General features: G+C 60.2%; 20 protein-coding genes. 6 read left to right on the top strand and 14 right to left on the bottom strand.

What is annotated here, in order from left to right; all coding sequences use genetic code 11:
- Positions 1-80: 80 nt before the first annotated feature.
- The 3 genes from PYH37_RS31100 to PYH37_RS31110 are packed head-to-tail and all read left to right on the top strand — an operon-like array spanning position 81 to position 4901.
- Positions 81-1184 carry an efflux RND transporter periplasmic adaptor subunit gene (locus PYH37_RS31100; RefSeq protein WP_280736197.1) on the top strand — a complete coding sequence of 368 codons (1104 nt, stop codon included), beginning with the start codon at positions 81-83 and terminating at the stop codon, positions 1182-1184.
- Between the two features lie 3 nt (positions 1185-1187).
- Positions 1188-4409, top strand: coding sequence for an efflux RND transporter permease subunit (locus tag PYH37_RS31105; RefSeq protein WP_280736196.1), 3222 nt, complete (start codon positions 1188-1190; stop codon positions 4407-4409).
- A gap of 6 nt (positions 4410-4415) precedes the next feature.
- Positions 4416-4901 (top strand): MaoC family dehydratase, encoded by a 486-nt coding sequence (locus tag PYH37_RS31110; protein WP_280736195.1) that lies wholly within the window; start codon positions 4416-4418, stop codon positions 4899-4901.
- A gap of 528 nt (positions 4902-5429) precedes the next feature.
- Here the strand turns inward: PYH37_RS31110 and PYH37_RS31115 are convergent.
- From PYH37_RS31115 to PYH37_RS31180, 14 genes are all read right to left on the bottom strand, one after another.
- The gene (locus PYH37_RS31115; protein WP_280736194.1) at positions 5430-6122 is read right to left on the bottom strand and encodes a Crp/Fnr family transcriptional regulator; all 693 of its coding nucleotides are present in this window, start codon (positions 6120-6122) and stop codon (positions 5430-5432) included.
- An 83-nt stretch (positions 6123-6205) separates the two neighbouring features.
- Complete coding sequence (ccoS, locus tag PYH37_RS31120) at positions 6206-6361, bottom strand: cbb3-type cytochrome oxidase assembly protein CcoS (protein WP_280736193.1); 156 nt, start codon at positions 6359-6361, stop codon at positions 6206-6208.
- The gene (locus tag PYH37_RS31125; protein WP_280736192.1) at positions 6358-8643 is read right to left on the bottom strand and encodes a cation-translocating P-type ATPase; all 2286 of its coding nucleotides are present in this window, start codon (positions 8641-8643) and stop codon (positions 6358-6360) included. The genes ccoS and PYH37_RS31125 overlap by 4 nt, the downstream gene beginning before the upstream one ends.
- On the bottom strand, positions 8640-9134 hold the full coding sequence (locus PYH37_RS31130; protein ID WP_280736191.1) for a FixH family protein: 495 nt from the start codon (positions 9132-9134) through the stop codon (positions 8640-8642). Before PYH37_RS31130 ends, PYH37_RS31125 begins: the two co-directional genes overlap by 4 nt.
- A gap of 7 nt (positions 9135-9141) precedes the next feature.
- A complete protein-coding gene (gene ccoG / locus PYH37_RS31135; RefSeq protein WP_280736190.1) occupies positions 9142-10716 on the bottom strand; it encodes a cytochrome c oxidase accessory protein CcoG in 1575 nt (524 codons plus the stop codon).
- Between the two features lie 244 nt (positions 10717-10960).
- Entirely contained in the window at positions 10961-11830 is an 870-nt protein-coding gene (gene ccoP, locus PYH37_RS31140; RefSeq protein ID WP_280736189.1) for a cytochrome-c oxidase, cbb3-type subunit III, read from the bottom strand.
- A 3-nt stretch (positions 11831-11833) separates the two neighbouring features.
- A complete protein-coding gene (locus tag PYH37_RS31145; RefSeq protein ID WP_280736188.1) occupies positions 11834-11986 on the bottom strand; it encodes a cbb3-type cytochrome c oxidase subunit 3 in 153 nt (50 codons plus the stop codon).
- Positions 11987-11997: 11 nt separating this feature from the next.
- A complete protein-coding gene (ccoO, locus tag PYH37_RS31150; RefSeq protein WP_280736187.1) occupies positions 11998-12729 on the bottom strand; it encodes a cytochrome-c oxidase, cbb3-type subunit II in 732 nt (243 codons plus the stop codon).
- An 11-nt stretch (positions 12730-12740) separates the two neighbouring features.
- Positions 12741-14360: a cytochrome-c oxidase, cbb3-type subunit I gene (gene ccoN / locus PYH37_RS31155; RefSeq protein ID WP_280736186.1), complete on the bottom strand. Its 1620-nt coding sequence runs from the start codon at positions 14358-14360 to the stop codon at positions 12741-12743.
- An 825-nt stretch (positions 14361-15185) separates the two neighbouring features.
- On the bottom strand, positions 15186-15824 hold the full coding sequence (locus tag PYH37_RS31160; protein WP_280736185.1) for a helix-turn-helix domain-containing protein: 639 nt from the start codon (positions 15822-15824) through the stop codon (positions 15186-15188).
- A gap of 79 nt (positions 15825-15903) precedes the next feature.
- Positions 15904-16248, bottom strand: a complete 345-nt coding sequence (locus tag PYH37_RS31165) for a response regulator transcription factor (protein ID WP_425336171.1) — start codon at positions 16246-16248, stop codon at positions 15904-15906.
- Positions 16249-16346: 98 nt separating this feature from the next.
- Positions 16347-16961: a response regulator FixJ gene (gene fixJ, locus PYH37_RS31170; RefSeq protein WP_280736184.1), complete on the bottom strand. Its 615-nt coding sequence runs from the start codon at positions 16959-16961 to the stop codon at positions 16347-16349.
- Positions 16954-18471 carry an oxygen sensor histidine kinase FixL gene (gene fixL / locus PYH37_RS31175; protein WP_280736183.1) on the bottom strand — a complete coding sequence of 506 codons (1518 nt, stop codon included), beginning with the start codon at positions 18469-18471 and terminating at the stop codon, positions 16954-16956. Before fixL ends, fixJ begins: the two co-directional genes overlap by 8 nt.
- A 317-nt stretch (positions 18472-18788) precedes the next feature.
- The gene (locus tag PYH37_RS31180; RefSeq protein ID WP_280736182.1) at positions 18789-19232 is read right to left on the bottom strand and encodes a pseudoazurin; all 444 of its coding nucleotides are present in this window, start codon (positions 19230-19232) and stop codon (positions 18789-18791) included.
- Positions 19233-19460: 228 nt separating this feature from the next.
- Here PYH37_RS31180 and hemN (PYH37_RS31185) point away from each other — a divergent pair, with 228 nt between their 5' ends.
- The 3 genes from hemN (PYH37_RS31185) (at position 19461) to PYH37_RS31195 (ending at position 24016) form a co-directional block, all read left to right on the top strand.
- On the top strand, positions 19461-20813 hold the full coding sequence (gene hemN, locus PYH37_RS31185) for an oxygen-independent coproporphyrinogen III oxidase (protein WP_280736181.1): 1353 nt from the start codon (positions 19461-19463) through the stop codon (positions 20811-20813).
- A 462-nt stretch (positions 20814-21275) separates the two neighbouring features.
- A complete protein-coding gene (hemN, locus tag PYH37_RS31190; protein ID WP_280736180.1) occupies positions 21276-22607 on the top strand; it encodes an oxygen-independent coproporphyrinogen III oxidase in 1332 nt (443 codons plus the stop codon).
- A gap of 785 nt (positions 22608-23392) precedes the next feature.
- On the top strand, positions 23393-24016 hold the full coding sequence (locus PYH37_RS31195) for an OmpW/AlkL family protein (protein WP_425336201.1): 624 nt from the start codon (positions 23393-23395) through the stop codon (positions 24014-24016).
- The last annotated feature ends 502 nt before the right edge of the window (positions 24017-24518 follow it).

A 24518-nucleotide genomic window follows, 5' to 3' on the forward strand; every position in this document is an offset into this window, starting at 1 on the left:
CTTTCATAGGTGGCAAGTCTCCTCCATCGGAAAACGCCAACACTTCGTACTTAGAAATCAAAGCCCGGATAGAGATCCAGATGACGATAATTGCTCGGTGCAATTTCGGGAAACTCGCAGTCGCCATCACCATGGTAATCGCCACCCTCCTTTCCGCAGGTTGGGCGGTTGCGCAGATTAAACGTGACAGGCCGATCGAGCTTGCTCAAGCCGACGTTAGCACCGCCGTTCGGCAGGACATCGTAAACGAAGTCCGTATAGCCGGCTCTCTTACGCCCATTCGACGTTCGACAATGACATCTCGGATATCCTCGACAATCATTGAGCTGCCCGTGCAGATCGGAGACGTGGTCAAAGCCGGCGACCTCCTCGTCCGTTTTGATACGGAAGCTCTCGGATCGGCAGTGACAGCACGAACAGCAGAGATGGATGCCCTTAACGCCCAAATCGAACTCGCTGAGTCGGTGCTTGAGCGAAACACCACGCTGGGTGAACGAGGCGCGGCATCGGAGGCGACGAGGCTTTCAGCGCGGGCGAACGTGCTCAAACTTCGCGCGCAGCTCAGATCGAAACAGGCCGAGGTCGCGGATGCCGAACGCTCACTCTCCTACTCAGAATTGCGCGCCGAGTTCGATGGCGTCATTGCTGCGCGTCCGGTGGAACAGGGCCAGACCGTGCCGGTGAACACCGAACTGATGACTATTGTCGAGCTCAAGCGGATGGAGGTTGAAGCCGGGGTTCCTACGAGCCGCATCCCACTGGTTCGCCTCAAGCAGCTCGTAGACCTGACTGTAGAAGGTTTTCCGGGCCGCACGTTCCCTGGTGAGGTCGTCCGTATCTCGCCCACCGCGGTCGCCGGATCGCGCGCTGTGAGGGTATTCATCGCCATCAATAACAAGGACGGCCTATTGAGAGGCGGGATGTTCACCACCGGCATCCTCAAAATTGACGACCAGAAGGATGTTATAGCACTTCCGCTGGCCGCCATCCGGCATGACGCAGATGGATCTTTCGTTCTCAAGGTGGAAGGAGGCGTTTTGCGCAGGCAACCTGTCGAGCTCGGCAGGCGTTGGAGCGGCCGAAATCTTGTGCAGCTGTCGGGGGTGAATGAGGGTGATGTTATCGTCACCGCCCCCTTGCCCGATCTCGTCCCCGACACGCCCGTGGCCATCGAGGGCACCTGACGGATGTTCCTTACGCGTATCAGCGTCAACCATCCGGTCTTCGCCACCATGATGATGGTGACGATCCTTGTCCTTGGACTCTTTTCATATGGTCGGCTGGGCGTCGATCACTACCCCGAAACCGACGTCCCGATCGTCGTGGTCGAGACCACCTACACCGGAGCGTCACCGGTATCGGTCGAAACCGAGATCTCACGGACGATTGAATCGGCGCTCAACACGATCGGCGGCATCGACAGCATCACCTCGGAATCCTACGAAGGACGTTCGATCGTTGCGGTCCAGTTCGAACTCGATGTGGACCCACAAATCGCGGCGCAGGAGGTACGCGAGAAAGTTGCGCGGCTGCAAGCGACGTTCCCCGACGGAGTCGATACACCTCAAGTCTCGCGCTTCAAACCGGACGACCAGCCAATTCTCTCTGTTGCGGCATCCTCGCAAAGCCGGACGCTGCCCGAAATCACCACGCTTGCCAATCGCGTGATTACTAATCGCCTGAGCGTCATATCCGGCGTCGGCCAGATTTCACTGGTTGGCGGTAGCGAGCGGCAGGTTCTCGTGATGGTGGATCCTGATCGTTTGGAGGCTTATGGCGTCGGTGTCTCTACCGTCATCGATGCAATCCGACGCGAGAACCAGGACCGGGCGGCGGGAACGCTCATATCCGGCATCAACCAGCGGATCGTGACGGTCGAGGGACGCATCGCGGACGCTTCAGGCTTCAACAGCATCATCGTCGCTCAAAGCGGCGGCTATCCCGTCTACCTCTCGGATGTGGCGACTGTTCTCGACACAGGCGCTGAAGTGACCAGCCGTGCGAACTTTCAGAGCATGACATCTCTTGGGGTGGATATCGTCAAGATCCGCGGCGCGAACACGGTAGAGGTGGCGTCCGCGCTTCGCAGGGAAATCGCTGCGTTGAACGCAGAACTAGCAAAGGAGAACGTTCAGCTCACCATCACGCGTGACAACTCCCGGCCCATAGCCTCCCAGGTTTCCGAAGTTCAGCGAACGCTGATCGAAGGCGGTGTTCTGGCCGTGCTGGTCGTGTTCGTGTTTTTGAACTCCTGGCGATCCACGGTCATCACCGGCCTTGCGCTCCCCATTTCAGTCATCGGCACATTCGCGACCATCTACGCTTTCGGCTTCACGCTGAACGTCATGACGCTGATGGCACTCTCCCTGTCGATCGGTATTCTCATTGACGACGCGATAGTCGTTCGTGAAAACATCACCCGGCATCTCCATATGGGCAAGGATCATGTCAGGGCGGCGCTCGATGGCACCAACGAGATTGGCCTTGCCGTTCTGTCGACTACACTGTGCATTGTCGCGGTGTTTCTACCTGTGGCGTTCATGGGCGGGCTGATTGGTCGCTTCTTCCTGCAGTTTGGCGTTACCGTCGCCGTGGCCGTGGTGATTTCGCTCTTTGTCTCCTTTAGCCTCGATCCGATGCTGTCGAGCGTTTGGTACGACCCCCAATCTCAAAAAGGTGCTAAGCGAGGCTTCTTCGGTCGGATGATTGAGCGATTCGATCAATGGTTCGAGGGTCTCACGAGCCGGTACCGCTCTGTCATTCACTGGTCATTCGACCACCGGAAAACGACGATTGCTGTTGTCGTTGGCATGTTCGTTGGCAGCCTAGTGCTTGTGCCGCGCATCGGAACTGAGTTTTTGCCGCCAGCCGACCAGGGTGAAGTGAGCATATCGCTAGAAGCCAACGAAGGCGCTTCCCTCGATTATATGGCCGCAAAGGTCGGCCAAGTCGAACAAGTGCTGCGGGAATTCGATTATGTCGCCTCGACCTATTCCACCATCAACTCCCGCGGAGTGCGCGGCTCGAACCAGGCCATGGTGGCCGTGCAACTTGTGCCCAGCGATCAACGGAGGCTGACGACGGCGGAAACCATTGATCCCATCCGTCAGCGGCTTGCTAGAATCGCCGGCCTAGATATCTCCGTCAGACAGCCTTCCGGGCTGAGCGGATCGTTGAAGCCGCTGGAACTCTCGATTCTCGGGGATGGTGATGAAGAGCTGCGACGGCTCTCCGATCAAATCACCTCGGCGCTCGCGGCCATCCCAGGCGCGACGGAAATCGAATCTTCGATTGAAAATGTTCGACCAACGCTGGCGGTCCGGGTACGCCGAGAGGCGGCGAGCGATCTGGGCGTGTCGATCGCGATGATCGGCGATACGCTCAGGCCACTCATCGCCGGCGATGCGATATCCGTATGGAACGGCCCCGACGGAGAGCCCCATGATGTTGTGGTGCATCTGCCCCCGACCGGCCGACGGGATGCCGCACAGCTCCGCAATCTCACAATCTCGACCGGCCGTACGGACGATAACGGCAAGCCGGTAACAGTATTGCTGGATCAAGTCGCCGACGTCGTCGAGGGCACCGCGGCTGATGCAATCACCCGCAAGGATCTATCGCGGGAGGTCCGCATATCCAGTAATATCGAAGGAAGAGCTTTGGGCGACGTTGCGGCCGATCTGAACGCCGCGATCGCAAAGATGGACATCCCGGTCGGATTTCGCATCTCGTTCGGCGGTGATGCGAAGAACCTGGCCGAGAGCACCGCCTATGCACTCCAGTCGCTGGTGCTAGCCGCAATCTTCATCTACATCATTCTGGCTTCTCAGTTCGGCTCCTTCATCCAGCCAATTGCTATTATGATGACATTGCCGCTATCCCTGATGGGCGCCCTACTTGGTCTTCTGTTTACCGGCTCGACTCTCAACATGTTCTCGATGATCGGCTTCGTCATGCTGATGGGGCTGGTGACCAAGAACGCGATTCTTCTCGTCGACTACTCCAATCTGGGCGTTCGGGAAGGCAAGAGTCTGCGTCAGAGCCTTGCTGATGCCGGAGCGGTAAGGCTCCGGCCGATCGTAATGACGACCCTCGCCATGATCTTCGGTATGCTCCCGACGGCCTTGGGCTTGGGCGAAGGCGGCGCCCAGCGTGCCCCGATGGCCCATGCGGTCATCGGTGGGTTGATATCGTCGACCCTCCTCACTTTGGTCTTTGTGCCTGTCGTACTCACGTACCTCGATGCCTTTGCCAGGCGCGTCAAACGCTGGCTCACGCATCCTACAGAGACGAACGCCTCGGCTCAGCCCAATGACTTCGATAAGCACGAAAGTCGTACTGTCTCTGTCGCAGGCGATCAGACCACGATAACACCGACCGGATGTCAGTTCGGCACAGCAAATAAGTGAGGTCGTATGCATGAAATTTCCCTCGCGGACGTACCGGGTCTGGTTGGCCAGGAACTCGGTACATCCAAATGGATCACTGTCGATCAAAGAATGATCAACCTCTTCGCCGATGCGACCCATGACCATCAATTCATTCACGTGGACCCGGAGCGCGCAGCGGCCAAAAGCCCGTTCGGCGGCACGATCGCGCATGGTTTCCTGACGCTTTCTCTTCTGTCGGTGATGAACTTCAACGGTTTACCGAAGATCCGCGAACAGACCATGGGCCTCAATTACGGCTTCGAGCGCGTCCGCTTCATGTCGCCGGTGAAGACCGGCAGCCGTGTACGTGGCCGCTTCAAGTTTTCGGATTGCCGCTTTCGCGGTGCCAGCATGCTGGTGACCACCTACGAGGTGATGGTCGAGATCGAGAACGAGAATAAACCGGCACTCACTGCCACTTGGATCGCTATCGTCCAGTTCGATCCCAAGGATCGGCCCAAAGGCGTATGACGTTCGCCCGCCGGATTACATCTTCTTGTTGGTACTTATGGGGACGAGCTGGCCGCGACCGATCCCACCGAAATGAAAAAGACGTGCACCCGGTAGCGATGGCCCGCGTTTCGAACGGCACCGTCTCATTGGTTATCGTCCTGTTTTAGATGGAGGCCTTATTCCGCAGAGAACCGGTGAAGCCGGAGACATAGGCTTCGCGTTGACGCCTCCGAACCCGACGTCGCCGCCCCAACTCGCGCGCGCCGCTTCCAGGTCGGATGCTGCCGTCAGCATTAGTAAGCTGCCGCGCCTCGCTTCCTCCGCCGACGCTGCGGTGAGCAGCGCCGCCGTTTTTAGACGCAGGCGCGGTCAGCAACATGCAACAAGGTTCAGGGCCGATGTCAATCTTTTGCTGACTTTTCCTGGCGCACATCCTTGAGGCCTTGGAGCAAAGCTGTGCTGGTAAAACTTACGTCTGAGCTCAAGCACTCGAACCACCACAGTTCACTCCGCCGCTTCTGCGCCGACAATCTCCGCCGCGTCGATTCAACCATCACGTCGGAACCGCTCGAGCGCGCGCCGGTCGTGGATCTCGATCATTCGACCTTTTACCATGACGCCCGACTCGCGTAGCCTCGAAAAGGTGCGCGACAGGCCTTCCGGGGCAATGCCGAGCATGCCCGCGAGCACGCGCTTCTGGAAGGGCAGGCGGAACGAGAAGCTGGCCGTGTCTTTCGGACAATGGCTGAGAACATAGTTTGCAACACGCTGAGGGGCGGTGAGCAGGCGATCTTCCGCGAGCAGGTCCTCCGTCATCTTTCCGCGATAGCACAGGTGCTCGATCATTGCTTGCGCCATGCCGGGATCTGCCGCGGCAAGCTGCCGAAGCTTGCGGCTATCGACCCGCACTACGATCGATGCTTCGGCGGCAACGGCGCTGGTCGTGGCGCGCTGGCCCAAAAACATCGCGTTCTCGCCGAACATTTCGCCTCTTGCGAGTACGGCAACATCGGCCTGGCGCCCGTCCTTTCCCAGCCGGCAAAGCCGGACCAGACCGGAAAGCACGAAAAACACATCGGCAATGTCGTCGCCCTGATGGAACAGGACGTCCTGCTTTCCAAAGGTCGATAGCGTCGCTCCTTCGAGAATAGCCTCGACGCTGGAGCCCGGCAGCCGCGCGAAAAAACGGGACGCGGAAAAGATCGCCCGACCCCTCGAAGTCAATTGCAAGGTCTTCATGCACGTGCCCTAACTAAGATCACATCAATCTAGCCTTCTTGCGGAAAAGTTGGTTGACCTCGGTCAAACAACTGAAGAGCCTGTCAGTCTTGCGGTCTGCCGTCGCCGTCGTCGAGAACGCGCCAGGACGCACCGTCCAGATCTTCATATTGTCCGCTCTTCAGCGCCCAGAGGAAGGCGGCGAGGCCGAGACCGCCGAGGACCAACGCAATCGGCATAAGATAGACCAGCGTGTTCATCTGCCGCTGCCTGACGGTTGCGCGGCGGCGGCAGACCATCTGCCTTCGTGGGCGCTCGACGATGCGAGGCCGTTCAGCCGCAAGGCATTGGCAACGACGATCAGCGACGAGGTGGACATCGCGACCGCCGCTACCAGAGGTGTCGCATAGCCGAGGATCGCAATCGGGACGGCAATCAGATTGTAGCCGATTGCCAACGCGAAATTCTGGCGGATGAGTCTGCCCGCCCGTCGCGACGTTTCGATCGCGAAGGGGACGGCGGTCAGCGGCTGATGCATGAACACGAAATCCGCCGCCTGACGGCCCACGTCGGCCGCAGCCGCCGGCGCCATCGAAACGTGGGCGGCACGCAAAGCCGGCGCGTCATTGATGCCGTCGCCTACCATCAGCGCCCTGCCACCGCTATCAGAGACGTCAGCGCAGACTTGAACCTTGTCGCGAGGCGACAGTTCGGCCTTCCAGTCTTTGATCTCCAATTGCTCCGCGAGTGCCTGTACGACCAGCTTGCGGTCGCCGGACAATATTGCGACCGTCAGTCCCATTTCGCCGATTTGGTCAATCGCGCTCGCGGTTGCCGGACGCAGACGATCCTCGAAGCGAAAGCATGCAAGCTCCCGCCGATCAAGAGAGAGGACCGCCTCCGATTGCCCGCTTGCTGAACCCGGCCCACCAGTCGCAAAGTTCCGGCTGCCGAGCCGGTACACACCGCCCGGCGTCTCAACCTCGATTCCTGCGCCGGGGATCTCCCGGACGTCGGCCTCGAGCGGCGACACTCGCGGTGCGGCGTCCTGGATCGCCGTTGCGATCGGGTGCTTTGAGTGCACGGCAAGCGCAGCGGCCATGGCGAGGGCATCGGGCGCAATCTGCGCCGCGTTCACCAGCCGCGGTCTGCCGACCGTCAGCGTGCCGGTCTTGTCGAACAGCACCGTGTCGATTTCGGCGAGCCGCTCCATGGCCGAGCCATCCTTGACCATGACGCCGCCTCGAAAAAGCCGTCCGGCGGCAACGACCTGTACGACGGGCACTGCAAGCCCCAATGCGCAGGGGCAGGTGATGATGAGGACGGCAACGGCGACCAGCATGGCATGGCGAGCATCGCCTTCGATGATCATCCAGCCCACGAAGGTCAAAAGCGCAAGCAAGTGGACGACCGGCGAATAATATTGTGCGGCACGATCGGCAATTCGGCGATAGCGGGCCCTGCCGCCTTCGGCCGCCTCCATCAGGCCCATAATCTCGGCCAGGAAGGATTCCCGCGCACTCGCGGTCGCCTCAAGCACCAGCGGACCCGTCAGGTTGAGCGTGCCGGCCTCGACGATATCGCCGGCGGCTACCCGCATAGGCGCGCTCTCGCCGCTAACCACCGCGCGGTCGAGATCGCTGCTGCCCAAGACCACGCGTCCGTCGACCGGTATTCGCTCGCCGGCAGCGATCATCAGGCGCTCGCCGGGCTCGATCTCGTCGACAGCGCGGTATTCCCGCGAACCGTCGGCATGCAAGACTGTCGCTCCGCGCGGCGACAGCCGCGCCAGACCGCTGATCGCGGAGCGTGCACGGTCCCGCATCATGTGGTCGAGCGTCCGGCCGATGAGCAGGAAGAACAGGAGTGTGACCGTCGCATCGAACCAGGCATGCGTCCCATGGCCAATCGTCTCTAGTAGCGACATGCCGTAGGAGAGCGTGACCGCAAGCGCGATCGGTACGTCCATGTTGGTCCGCCCGTGGCGAAGCGCGTTCCAGGCGGATTGGTAGAAGAAGCGGCCGGCATAGATCAGCGTCGGCCCCGCCATCATTGCCGATACCCAGTGGAAGAGATCGCGTGTAGCCGCGTCCGCCCCCGACCAGACGGACACGGAAAGCAGCATGATATTGGCCGCAGCAAAGCCGGACACGGCGACCGCCCGGATCAATTGCTTCAGGACGGAATCGCCTTCCTCCTCGCGGGGGGTGAAGAGATGCGTCTCATAGCCCCGCTCGCTGATGGCGCGCACGAGTTCTGCAGGATCGCTGCGTTTACCGGCAACTTCCTCCTTCCAGACGATCGAAACGCGCCGGGAGGAAAGGCTGACGCGCGCCCGTTCGACTTCGGGCCTCGCCCGCAACGCCGCCTCGATCGTGGTGATGCAGGCGCCGCAGTGAACGCCCGGCACGCTGAGGTCCGTCCGACGCAACCCGCCTCGAAGCGCCCGGCTCGCGAGCCAGAGCTCTTCGGAAGTGGGCAGCGTCTGCCCCGCCTTCCCCGCATCCAAGGTGGTCGCGACTGCAGTCGCACAGCAGCTCATCGGCCCTCTCCCGGCGCGATGAAACGAACGGCCTGCCGGTAGACGAGCGCTCCACCCGCCATAGCCGTCACGTCGGCGATCCACTGGCCGGGTTTCAACGCCTGCGCGGAAACGAAAATGCCCTCGCCCTTGCGGACGAGCTCGACGCGAATATCCTCATGCGCTTCGACGGGTCGCTTGAGCACGGCGACGACCTTGTCGACCGCCCTCTCCGGCTCGCCCTTGCGGGTCAGCACGTAGTGGATGGCACCGGACTCGGCCGTGAGTTCACCCCTGATGCCGCTCTCTGCGAAGGCGCGGGTCTCGGCCACTTTCCCATTGAACTGTTGGCTGGCGACGTAGGAGTTCTCGACCACGAGGCCGCTCCAGCTTCGGCTGGCATTCCAGGCCATAACGAGATTGACGGAGATGATGGTGCCGAAGAACAGGCCCGTCACTGCCACCATGTGCCAGCCGGTGAATCCGCGCGTTTCGCTGCGTTGCCTGATCATGAGCCGCTCACTTTGCTGTTCCGGGTTGATTGAAGTTGGCTCGATAGACATCTTGTTCGTGGCTGGAAGGATCTTCCGCTCTGAGCGAGAAGCCGTCTTTGGCCTCGGCCAGCTTCTCCCGCGGCAGTGTGACGAAAATCTTGAGCGGCGTGACCTTGTCCGGATCGACGGCAACCGAGAAACTGCGGCCGTCGCCAGCCGCCTGGCCGGCAATCCGCATATCAGCCGACGGCATGCCGTCGAGGGTGAGTGTGATCCGCCGCTGCTCGGGGATCATGTTCAGCAGCTTGACCATATAGCCGTTGCGCACCGATCCGTCCGAATCGACCACGTATTGCGGATTGCGGTCATGCAGCACGTTGAGCTCGAGCCGGTCGCGCGCCACGAGCGCATAGAGCATGCCGATGCCGACGAGCGCCCAGACGCTGAAATAGAGGAGGACGCGCGGCCGGAAAATGATCCGCCAGTCGAACTGCCGGACCTGCTCGACGAAGACGCCGTTGGCGTTGCGCACGCGCCGCGGGTTGACTGCCGTCGCGCCGTTGTTGGTGGCAAGCGCCATGTTGGCGGCATAGTCGCTGAGTGTCGCATAGGAAATCAGGGCGCGTTCGCGGCCAAGCTTGTCCATGACGCCGTCGCACGCATCGATGCAGAGCGCGCAGGTGATGCATTCGAGTTGCTGGCCATCGCGGATATCGATCCCCATGGGACAGACCGCGACGCAGGCATTGCAGTCGACGCAATCACCGACGACCTCGCCGGCTGGGGCTGCCTTCTTGGCATGGCGCGAGCGCCTCTCGCCGCGCCAGTCGTTATAGGTGACGACGAGGGAGTTCTCATCCAGCATCGCCGCCTGTATGCGCGGCCAGGGGCACATATAGGTGCAGACCTGCTCGCGCATCAGCCCGCCGAAAACGTAAGTCGTGGTCGTTAGAACAGCGATGGTGGTATAAGCGACGGGCGGCGCATCGACCGTGAGCAAGCCCGCCAGAAGCGATGGCGCATCGGCAAAATAGAATATCCAGGCGCCTCCAGTCGCAACCCCGATTGCCAGCCAGATCGCATGCTTGCCAACGCGTTTGCGGATCTTGTCGAGCCTCCAGGGCGCTGCGTCGAGGCGCATTCGGGCATTGCGGTCACCTTCGATAAAGCGCTCGACGACCAGGAAGAGATCGACCCAAACCGTCTGTGGGCAGGTATAGCCACACCAGGCGCGACCGACCGCCGAGGTCACGAGGAAAAGGCCGAAGCCCGCCATCACCAGAAGCCCCGCAACGAAGAAGAATTCCTGCGGCCAGATTTCGATGAAGAAGAAATAGAAGCGCCGGGAAGCGAGATCGATGAGCACAGCCTGATCTGGCGCATGTATGCCGCGGTCCCAGCGGATCCAGGGTGTTGAATAGTAGATGCCGAGCGTCACCAGCATGACCAGCCACTTGAACCGGCGGAAGCGGCCTTCTGCCCGTTTCGGGAAGATCTTCCGCCGTTTCTCGTAAAGCGGCCTGCGGTGCCGCGCGACATTGCCCGGCTCGGCTTCGAGCCGCTCGACGGAGCCAGCATTGGAGGCGGGCTGGTGAAGCATCTGAACAGTCCCGACTGAACTCAACATCAGGTGGTTTTGCGCCAAGTGGCGGTTGCGCGCCTTGATCTGCATCAAGTTGGGGGGCGGGTGCCGCCACTCGAAGTGAAGCCACCCACTCCGGGGTAGCCGCTCGACCGTGTGTCAGACCATTGGATGGACCGGACCTTCGCGGCGGTCGTTTCGAATCGCCATTTTGCTGCGGCGGCCGCACTGCTTTCGCGCGGCCGCCAGGATTCCGCGCTTGCTATTCGCCGCCGCCCAGAGAATGGACGAAGATCGCGAGCTCTTTTACCATCGGATCGCCGATGCGCTGCAGCCAGGCGGGCATGACGCCATGCTTCGGCGACCGCATCTGGTCGATGATCGCCTGCTCGCCCTCACCCTTGAGCCAGATCGCGTCGGCGAGATTGGGCGCGCCGAATTCGCGGCTGCCCTTTGCATCTGCACCATGGCATGAGGCGCAATTGTCGGTGAAGAGCTGCTTGCCGGTTTCCACGAGTGCCGGGTTGGAGGGTATTCCGGTGAGGCTCACGACATAGGCCGCGGTTGCGCGGAGCTCCTCCGACGCCAGCATGTCGGCAAAGGCCGGCATTTCCGACACCCGCGTCTCCCCGTCACCTTGGTGACGGACGCCATGCGCGACCGTCTGGTAGATCTGCTCGGGTTTGCCTCCCCAGAGCCACTCGTCATCGTTCAGGTTCGGGAAACCCTTGCCACCGGCCCCACCCGAACCGTGACATTGCGCGCAGTTCACCTTGAAAGCGGAGGCTCCGGCCGAGATGGCGAACTGCTTCAGTTGCGGATCGGCCATGATGTCCTCGACCGTCCCCGAGGCGATGCGTTCAAGGTTGCTGGCCTGCGCGGCCTTGGCGGCGGACAACTCCGCGGTGACCTCGGCGCGGCTAGAATAGCCGAGCACGCCCTTGGTCGCCTCCGTCAGCATCGGCCAGGAGGGATAGGCGATCGCGTAGCAGACAGCCCACAGAATAGTGGCGTAGAAGGTATAGACCCACCAGCGCGGCATCGGGTTGTTGAGCTCTCGGATGCCGTCCCATTCGTGCCCGGTGGTGTCTACGCCGCTCAGCTCGTCAACGTGCTTATGCTTGTCCGCCATGGATCAGTCCTCCTTCAGGGGGATGGCAGAGGCCTGAGCGGCGGCCTTTTTGGCGCCCGGCCGGAAGTTGAAAAGGACGACACCGAGGAAGAAAAACGTCATGCCGAGCAGTCCCCAGCTATCGGCGAAATGGCGCATGGCCGTGTAGGTTTCCATCTGCGTTCCTCTCAGCGGTAGCCCGTGGTGTTGTCATAGGTGGAGAAGTCTACGAGCGTGCCCAGCATCTGCAGATAGGCGACGAGCGCGTCCATCTCCGTCAGCCTTTGCGGGTCACCGTCAAAGTCACCGAACTTGGCCTTGGGATAGCGGGCCTCGACGCCCGACGTATCGGAGTTGGGATCCGCCTGAGCTTTGAGGTCCGCGGCCGCATTGTCGATCATCTCTTCGGTGTAAGGAACGCCGACGGCTCTGTTGGCCTTGAGTTTCATGGAAACGTTCTTAACCTCGAGCGGTGCCTCCTTGAGGAAAGCATAGCTCGGCATTACCGATTCCGGCACGACCGAGCGCGGCTCGATCATGTGCTGGACGTGCCATTCGTTGGAGTAGCGGTCGCCGACACGGGCGAGGTCCGGCCCGGTGCGCTTCGACCCCCATTGGAAGGGGTGATCGTACATCGACTCCGCCGCCAGCGAATAATGGCCGTAGCGCTCGACCTCGTCGCGGAACGGGCGGATCATCTGACTGTGGCAGACATAGCAGCCTTCACGGATGTAGATGTCGCGGCCGGCAAGCTCCAGCGGCGAATAGGGCCGCATGCCTTCCACCTTCTCGATCGTGTTTTCGAGATAGAAGAGCGGCGCGATTTCCACGATTCCGCCAATGGAGACGACGAGCAGGGAGCCTACGAGCAGCAAGGTGGCGTTGCGTTCAATCAGCCCGTGTTTGTCGAAAATGGACATGATCTACACTCCTATCGCGCAGACGCGGGCTGCGGCGCGGCACCGACGATCGGGGCTTCGTCGCGCACGCGTCCGAGAATTGTCATTGTTACGTTGAAGGCCATGACGAGTGCGCCTGCGAGGAACAGGGCGCCGCCGGCGGCGCGCATGACATAGTAGGGGAACATGGCCGCGACCGTTTCCGCGAAGGAATAGACGAGGAAGCCCTGGTCGTCGTATTCGCGCCACATCAGCCCCTGCTGGATACCAGCGACCCACATGGTGGCGGCGTAAACGACGATGCCGAGGGTGGCGAGCCAGAAGTGCCAATTGACCATGCGCAGGCTGTAGAGCCGTTTGCGCTTCCAGAGCTTCGGCACCAGAAAATAGACGGCACCGAAGGTGATCAGGCCGTTCCAGCCGAGTGCGCCGGAATGCACGTGGCCGATGGTCCAGTCCGTATAGTGGCTGAGCGAGTTTACGGTCTTGATCGACATCATCGGTCCCTCGAAGGTCGCCATGCCGTAGAAGGCGACAGCCATGACCATCATTCGGACGACGGGATCGGTACGGATCTTGTCCCAGGCGCCGGAAAGGGTCATCAGGCCGTTGATCATGCCGCCCCAGGAGGGCATCCAGAGCATGACGGAAAACACCATGCCGAGCGTTTGAGCCCAGTCGGGCAGCGCCGTGTAGTGCAGGTGGTGGGGACCGGCCCAGATGTACATGAAGATCAGCGCCCAGAAATGGACGATCGACAGCCGGTAGGAATAGACGGGACGGTTCACCTGCTTGGGGATGAAGTAGTACATCATCGCCAGGAACCCGGCCGTCAGGAAGAAGCCGACGGCATTGTGCCCGTACCACCATTGCGTCAGCGCGTCCTGGACACCCGAGAAGGCGGAATAGCTCTTCGAACCGAGGAAGGAGACCGGCACCGCCAGGTTGTTGACGATGTGCAGCATGGCGATGGTGACGATGAAGGCCAGATAGAACCAGTTCGCCACATAGATGTGCGGCTCCTTGCGCTTGAGGATTGTGCCGAGAAAGACGATGAGATAGGCGACCCAGACGATCGTCAGCCAGAGATCGACATACCATTCCGGTTCCGCGTATTCGCGCGCTTGGGTGATGCCGAGCAGATAGCCGGTTGCCGCAAGCACGATGAAGAGCTGATAACCCCAGAACACGAACCAGCCGAGATTGCCGCCGAAGAGACGCGCGCGGCTGGTGCGCTGGACGACATAGAAAGAAGTCGCGATCAGCGCGTTGCCGCCGAATGCGAAGATGACGGCGGAGGTGTGCAACGGACGGACCCGGCCAAAATTAAACCAGGGTTCGACGTTAAGGTCCGGGAAAGCGAGTTGCAACGCCACGATCAAGCCAACGAGGAACCCCACTACGCCCCAGAACACGGTGGCGATGACGCCGTATTTCACGACCTCGTCGAAGTATTCTGTTTGGCGGGCTTCGCGACGCGCGGCCACCGGCCGGAAGTTGACGCGGCGCATGAGCACTAGCGTACCGCCGATCAGCGCGAAGAACAGAACCCACAGATGCGCGCCGAATAGGTGGTCCTGGGCAAAGCCGGCTCCGACCAGCGCCACGAAGGCGCCGGCAGCAAGCACGACTATCTCGACTGAATGTTTCATGAAAGGCCCCAACTCTTTTCCAAACTGGCGTACGACTCGGCACACAGGCCGCCGGAGTCTTCTGAGAATTGTCACAGCGGAGTTCTCGACACCTTGATCCAGATCAAGGTCGCGCTTCGACCGCTCGCAAAGCATGTCTCGAAAGTTGAGAACGGGGGGCGGGCGGCGAGGCAAGACGTGGGGCACCCGGGGGGTACTACGCTCGATCTGTCTATATGGAGGGAGACCAAACTCACCTCGTAGGCTGAAAGACCGGTCGTCTCGTCGGATCGGCGCACACAAGTATGCGCCGACGGCTCTGAAATCTTCCGCGGCATTAAGTGTCAGTCCGCTTGGCTCGCACCACTGGCCTTCTTTTCAACCCGGACAATGCATGAAGCTGCTTGCTGTGGCGGGCTGCCGCTGCCGGGAGCTTGCGGTGTCGATCTGTTAGGAGCGCGCTCTTTCACTCGCGCTATCAAATTGTCGATCTGAGGACGACCTTGCCACGCACTCAGTCCATTTTCTGGGCGGGGCTTGCAAAACCATAGAGCCCGTTGCTCCAGGCGCTTAGTTGATCCACATGGCTGGTCGCGTCCCAGCAGGTCGCTCGCGCCCAATCTCCGGCCGCAACGAGCCATGACTTTCCTGGCCGTTTCTGGCGAGCATCGCTCTCCTCCTCCGCTGGATCCCGGATGAGCTGGAGCGGGATGAGGTCGGATAGGACCAGCTTTCCTCATCCCGCTCCAGGCCCTGGCCACCACCCCTCCCCAAAGCGACACGGAGAGCGACGGCGCCGGTACAAAGGCAGACAGATTGCCTGCGTGCGCAGGCGCGCAGACGGCCTCAGTTGCAAAGCGACCGGAGAGCGTCCGGCTTCATGATGTCGATCGTTCTTGCGCCTCTAAGAGCGATGACGCTGCGGTCTTTGAGTTTTGTCATCACGCGCGATACTGTCTCGATCGTGAGGCCGAGATAGTCGGCAATGTCCTGCCGCAACATCGGCAATCGCAACTGCCTGCCTCCTCCTTGACGCTCGCAAATATCGATCAGGAATGCGGCAATTCGTTCCACGGCACATTGCCTGCCGATCACCAGAAGATGCTGCTGAGCCCGCGCCATGCCGATCAAGGCGAGAGCGAGAAGCTCTCGCGAACGCTCCTGCATATGCCGCCGCCCGAAGACGGCCAGGGTTGTTTCCGTGATGGCCTCGGCAAAGAAAGAATGGTTGGAGCCCGCTTCGAAACCGAACATTTCGCCTGGCAGATGAAAAGATACGACCTGTCGCCGTCCGTCCGAGAGCAGGCGATAGATACGCACGGCGCCAGTAGAAACCTGATAGCACTTCTCGATCAAATCGCCCTCGGCATAAATCTCCCGACCAGCCCTGTAGGTGGCGACAAGGTGGGGCCCCGAAATTTGGGTCCGTGCAACGTCTTCGGCCGGTCGGAAGGGCTGTTCTTTGGGTTGTGCAGCGGCGTACATGTCGTGTCCCCTGTTCAGTGTGGGGACAGATTGACAGTTCACGCGACTTGGAGAAATTCGGTTAGACCACTAAGGGAAATTACTTAGCCGCTTCGATCAGGCTGTTGATCACGCCGAGCAGGTCGGGACCGGTGAACGGCTTCGTCAAGACGTTGTCGACAGGCGCTTGGTGCGCCGACAGCCCGTCAACCAGCAGAATGGCCCTCGCTCCGAGCTTCTTGAGGAATTGCGCGGCGGCCTGCGGCTCTGATCTCAGTATCTCATCATCGAGAATTGTGCACAGCGCCTCGCGGGAAGAGTCTTCGGCCTTCTGCACGGTGTCGTAGGACTCGGTCGAATATCCTTCGACCTCAAGCGCGAAAGCCACGGACCTTCGGAGTCCGTGGTCGGCTGCAACGACGACAATGCTTCTTCCACCTAACAACTTGAAATCCCGCTCATCTGGCGTGTGTTGGCAGCCATCAGCCGGCATTAGAGCGCTTGCGGCAATGCGACGCATTGCGCGAGATCAACTCGGCCAAACTAGGGAGGACCGAAACCCGCGGCGAGAGCCATTCGAACAAGATGCGCAAGGCTCTTTGCCTTCATCTTGGTCATCACATTGGCGCGGTGCACCTCAACGGTGCGCGGGCTGATGTCCAGGTCGTAGGCGATCGACTTGTTGGGAAGGCCCGCCACCACAGCCGAGAGCACCTGGCGTTCTCTCCCACTGAGAGTCTGCAGGCGTGCCTGAATGTCGACGACTTCCTCTGCATCGGCTTCCGGAACGGCCAGATGTTCAGATGCTCTCTCGATCGCCTCGATGATCACGGAATCCTCGAAAGGTTTCTCGATGAAATCCACGGCCCCGGCTTTCATAGCCTCCACCGCCATGGGCACGTCACCGTGACCGGTGATCACAATCGAAGGTATCTTGATTTTGCGGTCGCCGAGGTTGCGCAGCAGATCGACGCCGGACATTTCCGGCATCCTCAGATCCGTCACGAGAATCCCGTCTCTGACGTTCGGTGCGAAAGCGCGAAAGGCATCGGCCGATTGATGAATTTTCACAGCGAAGCCGTTCATCGTCAGCATGAAGGCAAGCGATTTCCTGACTGCCTCTTCGTCATCGACAATGTGGACTGTAAAGTCAGTCATTGGAATCGATCCGTTCATCTTCATATGCGGGAAGCGTGAAGCGGAAAGTAGCCCCACCGGCCGTATTTTTCGAGACAATCATCTCACCGCCATGCGCCTCGACGATGCGTTTCGAAATGGAAAGCCCGATGCCCATTCCGCTTGCCTTTGTCGTAACGAACGGCTTGAAAAGCTGACCGGCGATTTCCTCTGGAATGCCTCCGCCCGTGTCCTCGACGACGACGGCAACCTCGCCCCGATCAGCCGGCATCGTCCGGATCGTGAGTTCTCGGCCCTCGACGTGGCGCATCGCCTCAATCCCGTTACGCATCAGATTGATGAGGACCTGCTGGACCTGGATTCGGTCGACCATTACCATTTCGGCACCGGGCAAATATTCGAATACGGTCCGGACCCCTTGCTCGCGAGAACCGACCAGAGCCAGCGCGGCGGCCTCCTCCACCAGCTTGCGAATGTCTTCCGGGGCCTTTTCCGTCTCGCCCTTCGTGACGAACTCCCTAAGATGCTTGATGATCTGGCCGGCCCGCAGCGACTGGCTGGCCACCTCTTCAAGCGCCTCGCGCATTCGCGTGGCGACGGCGTCGTCCATGTCACGTAACAGCCTCGTACAGCCATGCGAATAGTTGGCGATCGCCGACAACGGCTGGTTCAGTTCGTGGGCAAGCGTCGACGCCATCTCGCCCATCTCGTTTAGGCGGGCCAACCTCGCAAGTTCAGCCTGGATCTGCTCGAGCCTCGCAGCGGACTCCTCCCGCTCCGTGAGGTCTCTGATGAAGCCAGTGAAGAACCTCTCACCGCCTGACTGCATCTCCCCCACGGCGAGTTTCATCGGAAAGGTCGATCCATCCTTCCGTTGCCCGGAGACGACCCGATCGATGCCGATGATGCGCTTTTCGCCAGTTCTTAGGTAACGCTGCATGTATCCGTCGTGTTCGTGGCGATAGGGTTGCGGCATCAATATGCGCAGGTTCTGGCCAATGACTTCCTCCTCCGCATATCCGAACTGCCGCACGGCCGCGGCGTTGAAGGAGACGATTGTACCATCGGTGGTACTGACTACAGTGGCGTCCGGAACCGTATCCAAGATAGACCTCAAATGTGCATCGCGAGCCCTGACGACGTCCTCCGTCCTGTAGATGGCGCGTCTCGCCGCCTGGAGTACTTCCGCGAGAGCCATGGTTAGAAGCACCGCCACTGCGAAGGAGATCAACTCGACTAAGCTCGGATCGGAGGCGTTCTCGAGCTGCTGAAGAGTGGCCGCTGCGGCAAATGACAGCCCGGCCGCAAAGGCGACCAGACCCGATCGGCCGGCAATTGCGACGAGAAGGATCACGGGGGTGAAGGAAAGGAGAATGGCGCTACCGCCCAAGACCTTCCATAGCCCCCAGCGCAGCGCAACAACACTCAATACCGCCGCCGTCGTGAGAATGTAGGCCGAGGTGCGATCGAACTGCCATCTGATGAGCGACCGCCCCAGCCGCGTCCCTTCGACGATGCGCGTTGACTGCATTCCGTTATCCACTGCAGGAACGAACTGTCGTTGTGTACAGATTGTCGCGACTGGGTCGCGGCCCGCCGCACACTCTCGCGCATCTATAATCCATCTTGGTGCCAGTCAGCCATCCGCTCGTCTGAACAAATCGTGCCATGATTCAGCGCCGATGGGCGTCATTCATTCATGGCTTTTCACAAGTCATCTCCGGTTGAGTCTTGTCCCTACTCGGCTGCGCTAGGGTAAACTTGTCATAAATGCAAGGCGCAAAACGGGTCCGGCGACTCTGGTTCCGTTACACCAAACCCGTTCCTCATGTGACTGGTGGGCCTCAGTTACGGAAGGGCAGCTAGGAGAGCGGCGTCGAGGCGCTCCCGCGCCTTCTTCGGCAGCTTGCCGGTTTTCACCTTTTCGACGTTCGCAGGCGCATCTCCGACAATCACAACGCCGACCATGCCCATGCCGACATGCGGCGCGCATTTGACGGCGTAAATGCCGGGTGCATCGAACGTAACCTTATAGGTCTCGTTCATCTTGCTCTTGAAGGGCCTTGCGCCGTCGGGGATCATGTCCTTGATCGTCTCGACGTTATGCCCCTTGTCCTTTGGGACGAAGGTGACGCTGTCGCCCGGGTTCAGCTTGACGAATGCCGGTTCGAACACCATCGCTCCCTCAGCACCGTTGTTGAGCATGTGAACTTCGAAATCGGCCGCATATGCGCTGCCGGCGAACGCCGCAAGCAAAACGGCAGCGGCAGCGCCCTTTGAGAATGTCTGCACGGAATTCTCCTTTGGTTTAAGAACCCTACTTGGTTCCTGCAGCAAGGAGATACGATAGATACGACGCTGTCTCTTTGATGCTCGTCAAACCACTGGATGAAGCTGTGTGTTTTTGAATGCGCAGTGGAAGAGCCTTTGTCGCGAATTCTTGACATTGCTCAAAGAGAAAGACGCGGAGCGTGTCTAGGATCGTCTCAGTTCTGTTATCCGCTACAGGGGGCTGCCTTCATGCAACCGGATCTTGTCGCCAAATACGGCGAGGCACGCCTGCCCCGCTACACGAGCTATCCGACCGCACCGCGCTTTTCGCCGACCATCGACGCCGGCAACTATGGCGGTTGGCTCGCGGCCACGCCGGCGGAAAAGCCGGTATCCCTCTATCTGCATATCCCCTTCTGCCGCTCGATGTGCTGGTATTGCGGCTGTAACACGACGATCACCCAGCGCGACCAGCCGATCCTCGACTATCTGGACATGCTGCGCGAGGAAGTGCGCCTGGTCTCGGTGGCGGCGAGGAAAAACCTCGCCGTCGATCACGTGCATTTCGGAGGCGGAACGCCGACGATCATGAAGCCGCAGGAGTTTCATGATCTCATCCGCGTTCTGCGCGACCGTTTCGGGTTCACGAAAGACGCCGAAATCGCGGTGGAAATCGACCCGCAAACGCTCGAACGGGAAATGGCGACGGCTCTTGGCGAAGCAGGCGTGCGCCGCGCGAGTCTCGGCGTCCAGAGCTTCGACTCGGTCGTGCAGAAGGCGATCAACCGGAAGCAGAGCGAGGAACAGACGATGGAAGCCGTTGCCCGGTTGCGGCGGGCAGGCGTCGCCAGCATCAATTTCGATCTCATCTACGGCCTGCCGCACCAGACTGTTCAATCCTGCGTCAACACGGCCGAGGCCGCTATCGCCATGCGGCCCGACCGCTTCGCCGTCTTCGGCTATGCGCATGTTCCGTCCTTCAAGAAACACCAGAAGCTGATCGACGAGACCGCGCTTGCCGATGCGGAGGGTCGGATCGTCCAGGCGGAGGCGATCGCTGCAACGCTCGTTGCCGCCGGTTATCGCCGCATCGGCCTCGATCACTTCGCCCGCGCCGACGATAACCTGGCGGTCGCACAAGCCGTGGGGCAATTGCATCGCAACTTCCAGGGCTATACGACCGATGCCTGCGATACGCTGATCGGCTTCGGCGCTTCGGCGATCGGGCGGACGACGAAGGGCTATGCACAGAACGAGGTGCAGCCCGGCCTCTATGCGCAAAAGATCGCTGCCGGCCGTCTCGCCACGGTGAAAGGCTATCGTCTTACCGAGGAGGACCGGCTGCGGGCAGCGATCATCGAGCGGCTGATGTGCGACTTTTCCGCGGACATTCCGGCCATTGCCGCCGCGCACGGCTTCGATCCCGGCATCGTGCTCGAAAGCAATGCGAGGCTCGTCATGCTGGAAGGCGACGGCATCCTCGAAAATACCGCCGGCGTCATCAGGCTCCGCGAGGAGGGGCGCTTCCTGATCCGTGCCGTGGCGACCGCCTTCGATGCCTATCTGGATCAGTCGGCGCGCACGCACAGCAAGTCGGCGTGAGTTATCCGAGAAGACAGAGGGGCCCAGCATTGGTGGCACTACCAGGGCACTACCAGGCCCTTCCGCGACGGCCGCCCCCCGCTTATCGCACAAGCCAGTGGTAAGCGGCAGGGCTGCAGCCAGCCTACTATATGGCTTACGACGGCATAGGCGTTATGTACGAAGATCGTCGGCACGTGAGATTTCCCCTCGCGCTCAACCGGCAACTCCGAACATATGCAGCCCCGAGCGGCGCGCCGACTCTCTCATATAGACCGGGTTGCCGCACAAACGACGGAACCATCCATTCGGTCAAGCTAGCGTGGCCTGAATGCATTGACTGCGAAACATCGCCTTCCGCGCGCGTGAGCATTGGACGAGATGCAAAGCTCCCGCCGAGCGGAACAGATTTGATATAGCTCAAAGACACAGGAGGGCGCCCCGGTTAGTGAGATGGTGACATTCAGCATCGGAGTGCAACCATTGCCGACCTCCATCCTGGCAAAATACAGCGACCCCGGCCCCCCTTGGTACACCATTTATCCGACTGCACCGCAGTTCTCCGCGGCAGTTGGCGCCGAGGCTTACGAGCACTGGCTGAGGGAGCTCCCGGCTAAGGATGCGATATCGCTCTATATTCACATTCCGTTCTGCCGATCAATCTGCTGGTATTGCGGCTGCCCTACCACCATCTCCCGCCTGGATGCGCCGATCCTCCATTATCTCGCGGTACTGCGTGACGAGATCGGTTTGGTCTCGGAGCAAACGCGGCAGGCGCTGCCGGTGAGCGACGTGCACTTCGGCGGTGGAAGCCCTAACCTCATCGAGCCAGCAGAGTTCCTCGGTCTGATGGAGCTCCTGCGCCGCCGTTTCGCGTTCGTGGAAACGGCAGCCGTGGCCGTCGAGATTGATCCGCGCACGTTCACGCTCGGGATGGCCGAAGCCTTAGGAGCCACCGGCGTGAACCGCGCGAGCATCGGCATTCAGAGCTTCGATCCCTTAGTTCAAAACGCGATCAACCGCGTACAGAGTGAGGGGCAGACAGCGGCTGCCGTTGAAAACTTGCGCAGGAATGGAGTAAGCCGCATCAACTTCGACCTTATCTACGGTCTGCCGCATCAGACGGTGAAGTCCTGCGTGGAAACCGCGACGGCGGCAGTCGCCATGCGCCCGAACCAGCTTGCGGTGTTCGGGTACTCGCACATTCCATCCGCTATAAAGAATCAGCGCTTGATCGAGAAGACAGCGCTGCCGGACAACGCTGCCCGCGCCGAACAAGCTGCGGCCGTAGCTGAGACGCTGGTTGCCGCCGGTTACCGAGAGATCGGGCTCGACCATTTCGCCTTGCCGGAAGACGAGCTCACGCTGGCGCAGAAAGCCGGTCGCCTGCGGCGTAATTCCCTGGGTTATTCGGCCGACACCTGCAAAACCTTGATCGGTTTCGGCGCGTCGGCTATCGGCCGCGTTGGCGAGGGGTACGTCCAGAACGAAGTTGCGCTGGAATCATACAGCCGGCACATCTCAGCTGGCCGTCTGGCGACGTCAAAGGGCCACCGTCTCACAGACCAAGACAGCGTGCGAGCCACAATCATCGAGCGGCTGATGTGCGATTTGCAGGCCGACGTGGCGGCAATCTGCGCCGCCCATGGGCTGGACCCGGTGCCGTTTCTCGATACAGTAGAACGTTTGGCGATGCTGGCGGAGGACGGTATCGTGGACGTAGAGGACGGATTCATCCGTGTCCGCCACGACTATCGCTTTGTGATTCGCGCTGTCGCTGCCGCATTCGACGCTTATCTCGACCGCTCTCCGTAAGCACAGCCAACAGCGAGAGCAGAGATCGAGGGGAGCTCCGCGCGTCGCCAACCGACACGGCTTCGGTAAACCGTAGGCAGCACTGGCCAGCTTAGCTAGTCGCAACGCAAATGACGGCTCTAGTCAATCCGGCAGGAACACCATCTTGCGCATATTCCTGCCCGGCCGTAGCCAGGCTCCTCCCACTTGCCGGAAGGATATGGCCCCCAGCCCGCCGAACTGGATGTCGTCGGTCCCACCTTTCTAATCTAGCAGGTCACTTGGGCAAGCGAGGCCGTCGTCAAGGATTCGATGGTCACAATCTTCTTCTGCCGTTTTTCGTCGGTCAATGTTGCAGGGAACGCGTTCATTCATATGCCGGTGACAACCGCTCGCGTTGTACGATCTCCGACAAGTGTCGATCCTGCGACATAAGGCAGTGTGCTGCAGCACGTTGCTTTTGAACGGTTTTCTCCTTTGGCACGGTACATGCTTCACCGTCCAAGAACGCACACTAAGCGTTCGGAACTGCCCATCGTGTTGGTGCGAACATCGAGGCATGATTCTATGCGAGAAACTCATCTTTTCACCCTCGCCGTTGAACACTTCTATGGAAGCCACAAGCAGGTCAAGCAATGGTGTGTGGCCAATTACTGTCATTCTCCGGCGGCTCGTAGTCTCAATCCGGTACCCCCACCTTCGTCATCAAGCAGCTCTTACCACCTTCATGGCCAACACTACTAATGGAGAGAAACGTGAACATCATAAAAATTCTCTATGCGAGTATCACCGCGGCGATCGTCGCTGTGGCTTGTGAAGCTGAAGCAGGCGACTTTATCAGCGCACACGATGGGGCCGAAATCGCGGCTAGCCCTAACCCATGGCAGATACGCCTGCGCGCACTCGACGTCATCACAAGAGACTCTGGCCGCGTTGATGGATTAGCAGGCTCCGCCCTCTCGTTCTCTGACACGGTCGCCCCAGAATTCGATATCTCCTATTTCTTCAGTGACAATATAGCGGCCGAGCTCATCCTCGGCACGACATATGCAAGGGTCCAAGGCGGCGGCTCAATTGCCGGTTTAGGTGAGCTCGGCAAGACTTGGCTGCTGCCGCCGACGTTAACCCTGCAATACCATTTCACCGACTTTGGTGCCTTCCGACCCTATGTTGGCGCCGGCGTGAACTATACGATCTTCTACAATCAGTCAGGCAAATCCGCTGACAGGCTCGACGTCAAGAACGCGTTTGGTACGGTCTTGCAAGTTGGTTTTGACTACATGATCGATGATCACTGGGGTTTCAACGTCGACGCGAAGAAGATCTTCTTGAGGCCGGATTTCGATGCTAACGTCGGCGGAAGGAATGTCACGGGCAAAGCGAAGCTTGATCCCTTGCTCTTCGGCGCTGGCATTACCTATCGTTTTTAATTCGCTTCGGCGATATCAAGCATCCTCGGAGCTAGATATCGAGGAAATCGTTTGCAGCAGTCGCCCCTTGGCCGACCTTAGGGCTAAAGCTCTCCTTTAAATTAGAGCTGATGCTTTTTAGGTCCGGTCATATCCGGGTTCGGTAAGGTAATCATCGCATTCTTGCGGGGCGACGACCTTGAGGTTTGTCCACAGTCCGTCGTAGATGGCCTGCCGTGACCTGGCTTGCACCTGTTGGCGAAGAGCTTTTCGATTGATGGTGTGGGTGGCTCCTGCTCCCGGCGTTTGCGCCATAGTTGTCGTCCCGAGCGAAGGAGCCATCCATGTCTGGGCGCGGCCACAGTTGTGTCGACCTGGCAAAGAGCGTCCTCCAGTCCAGACGAGAGCGGTCGGGTTGCCGTGCGCCGTCAGCTTCGCCGCAGCCAGTTGTTTGCTTGATCGGCATGGGGGCTTGCGCAGGTTCTCATGATTTGGCGCTGCTTCAGGAAATCGCACGCAGATC

This window comes from Sinorhizobium numidicum (genome assembly GCF_029892045.1).
GTDB lineage: Bacteria > Pseudomonadota > Alphaproteobacteria > Rhizobiales > Rhizobiaceae > Sinorhizobium > Sinorhizobium numidicum.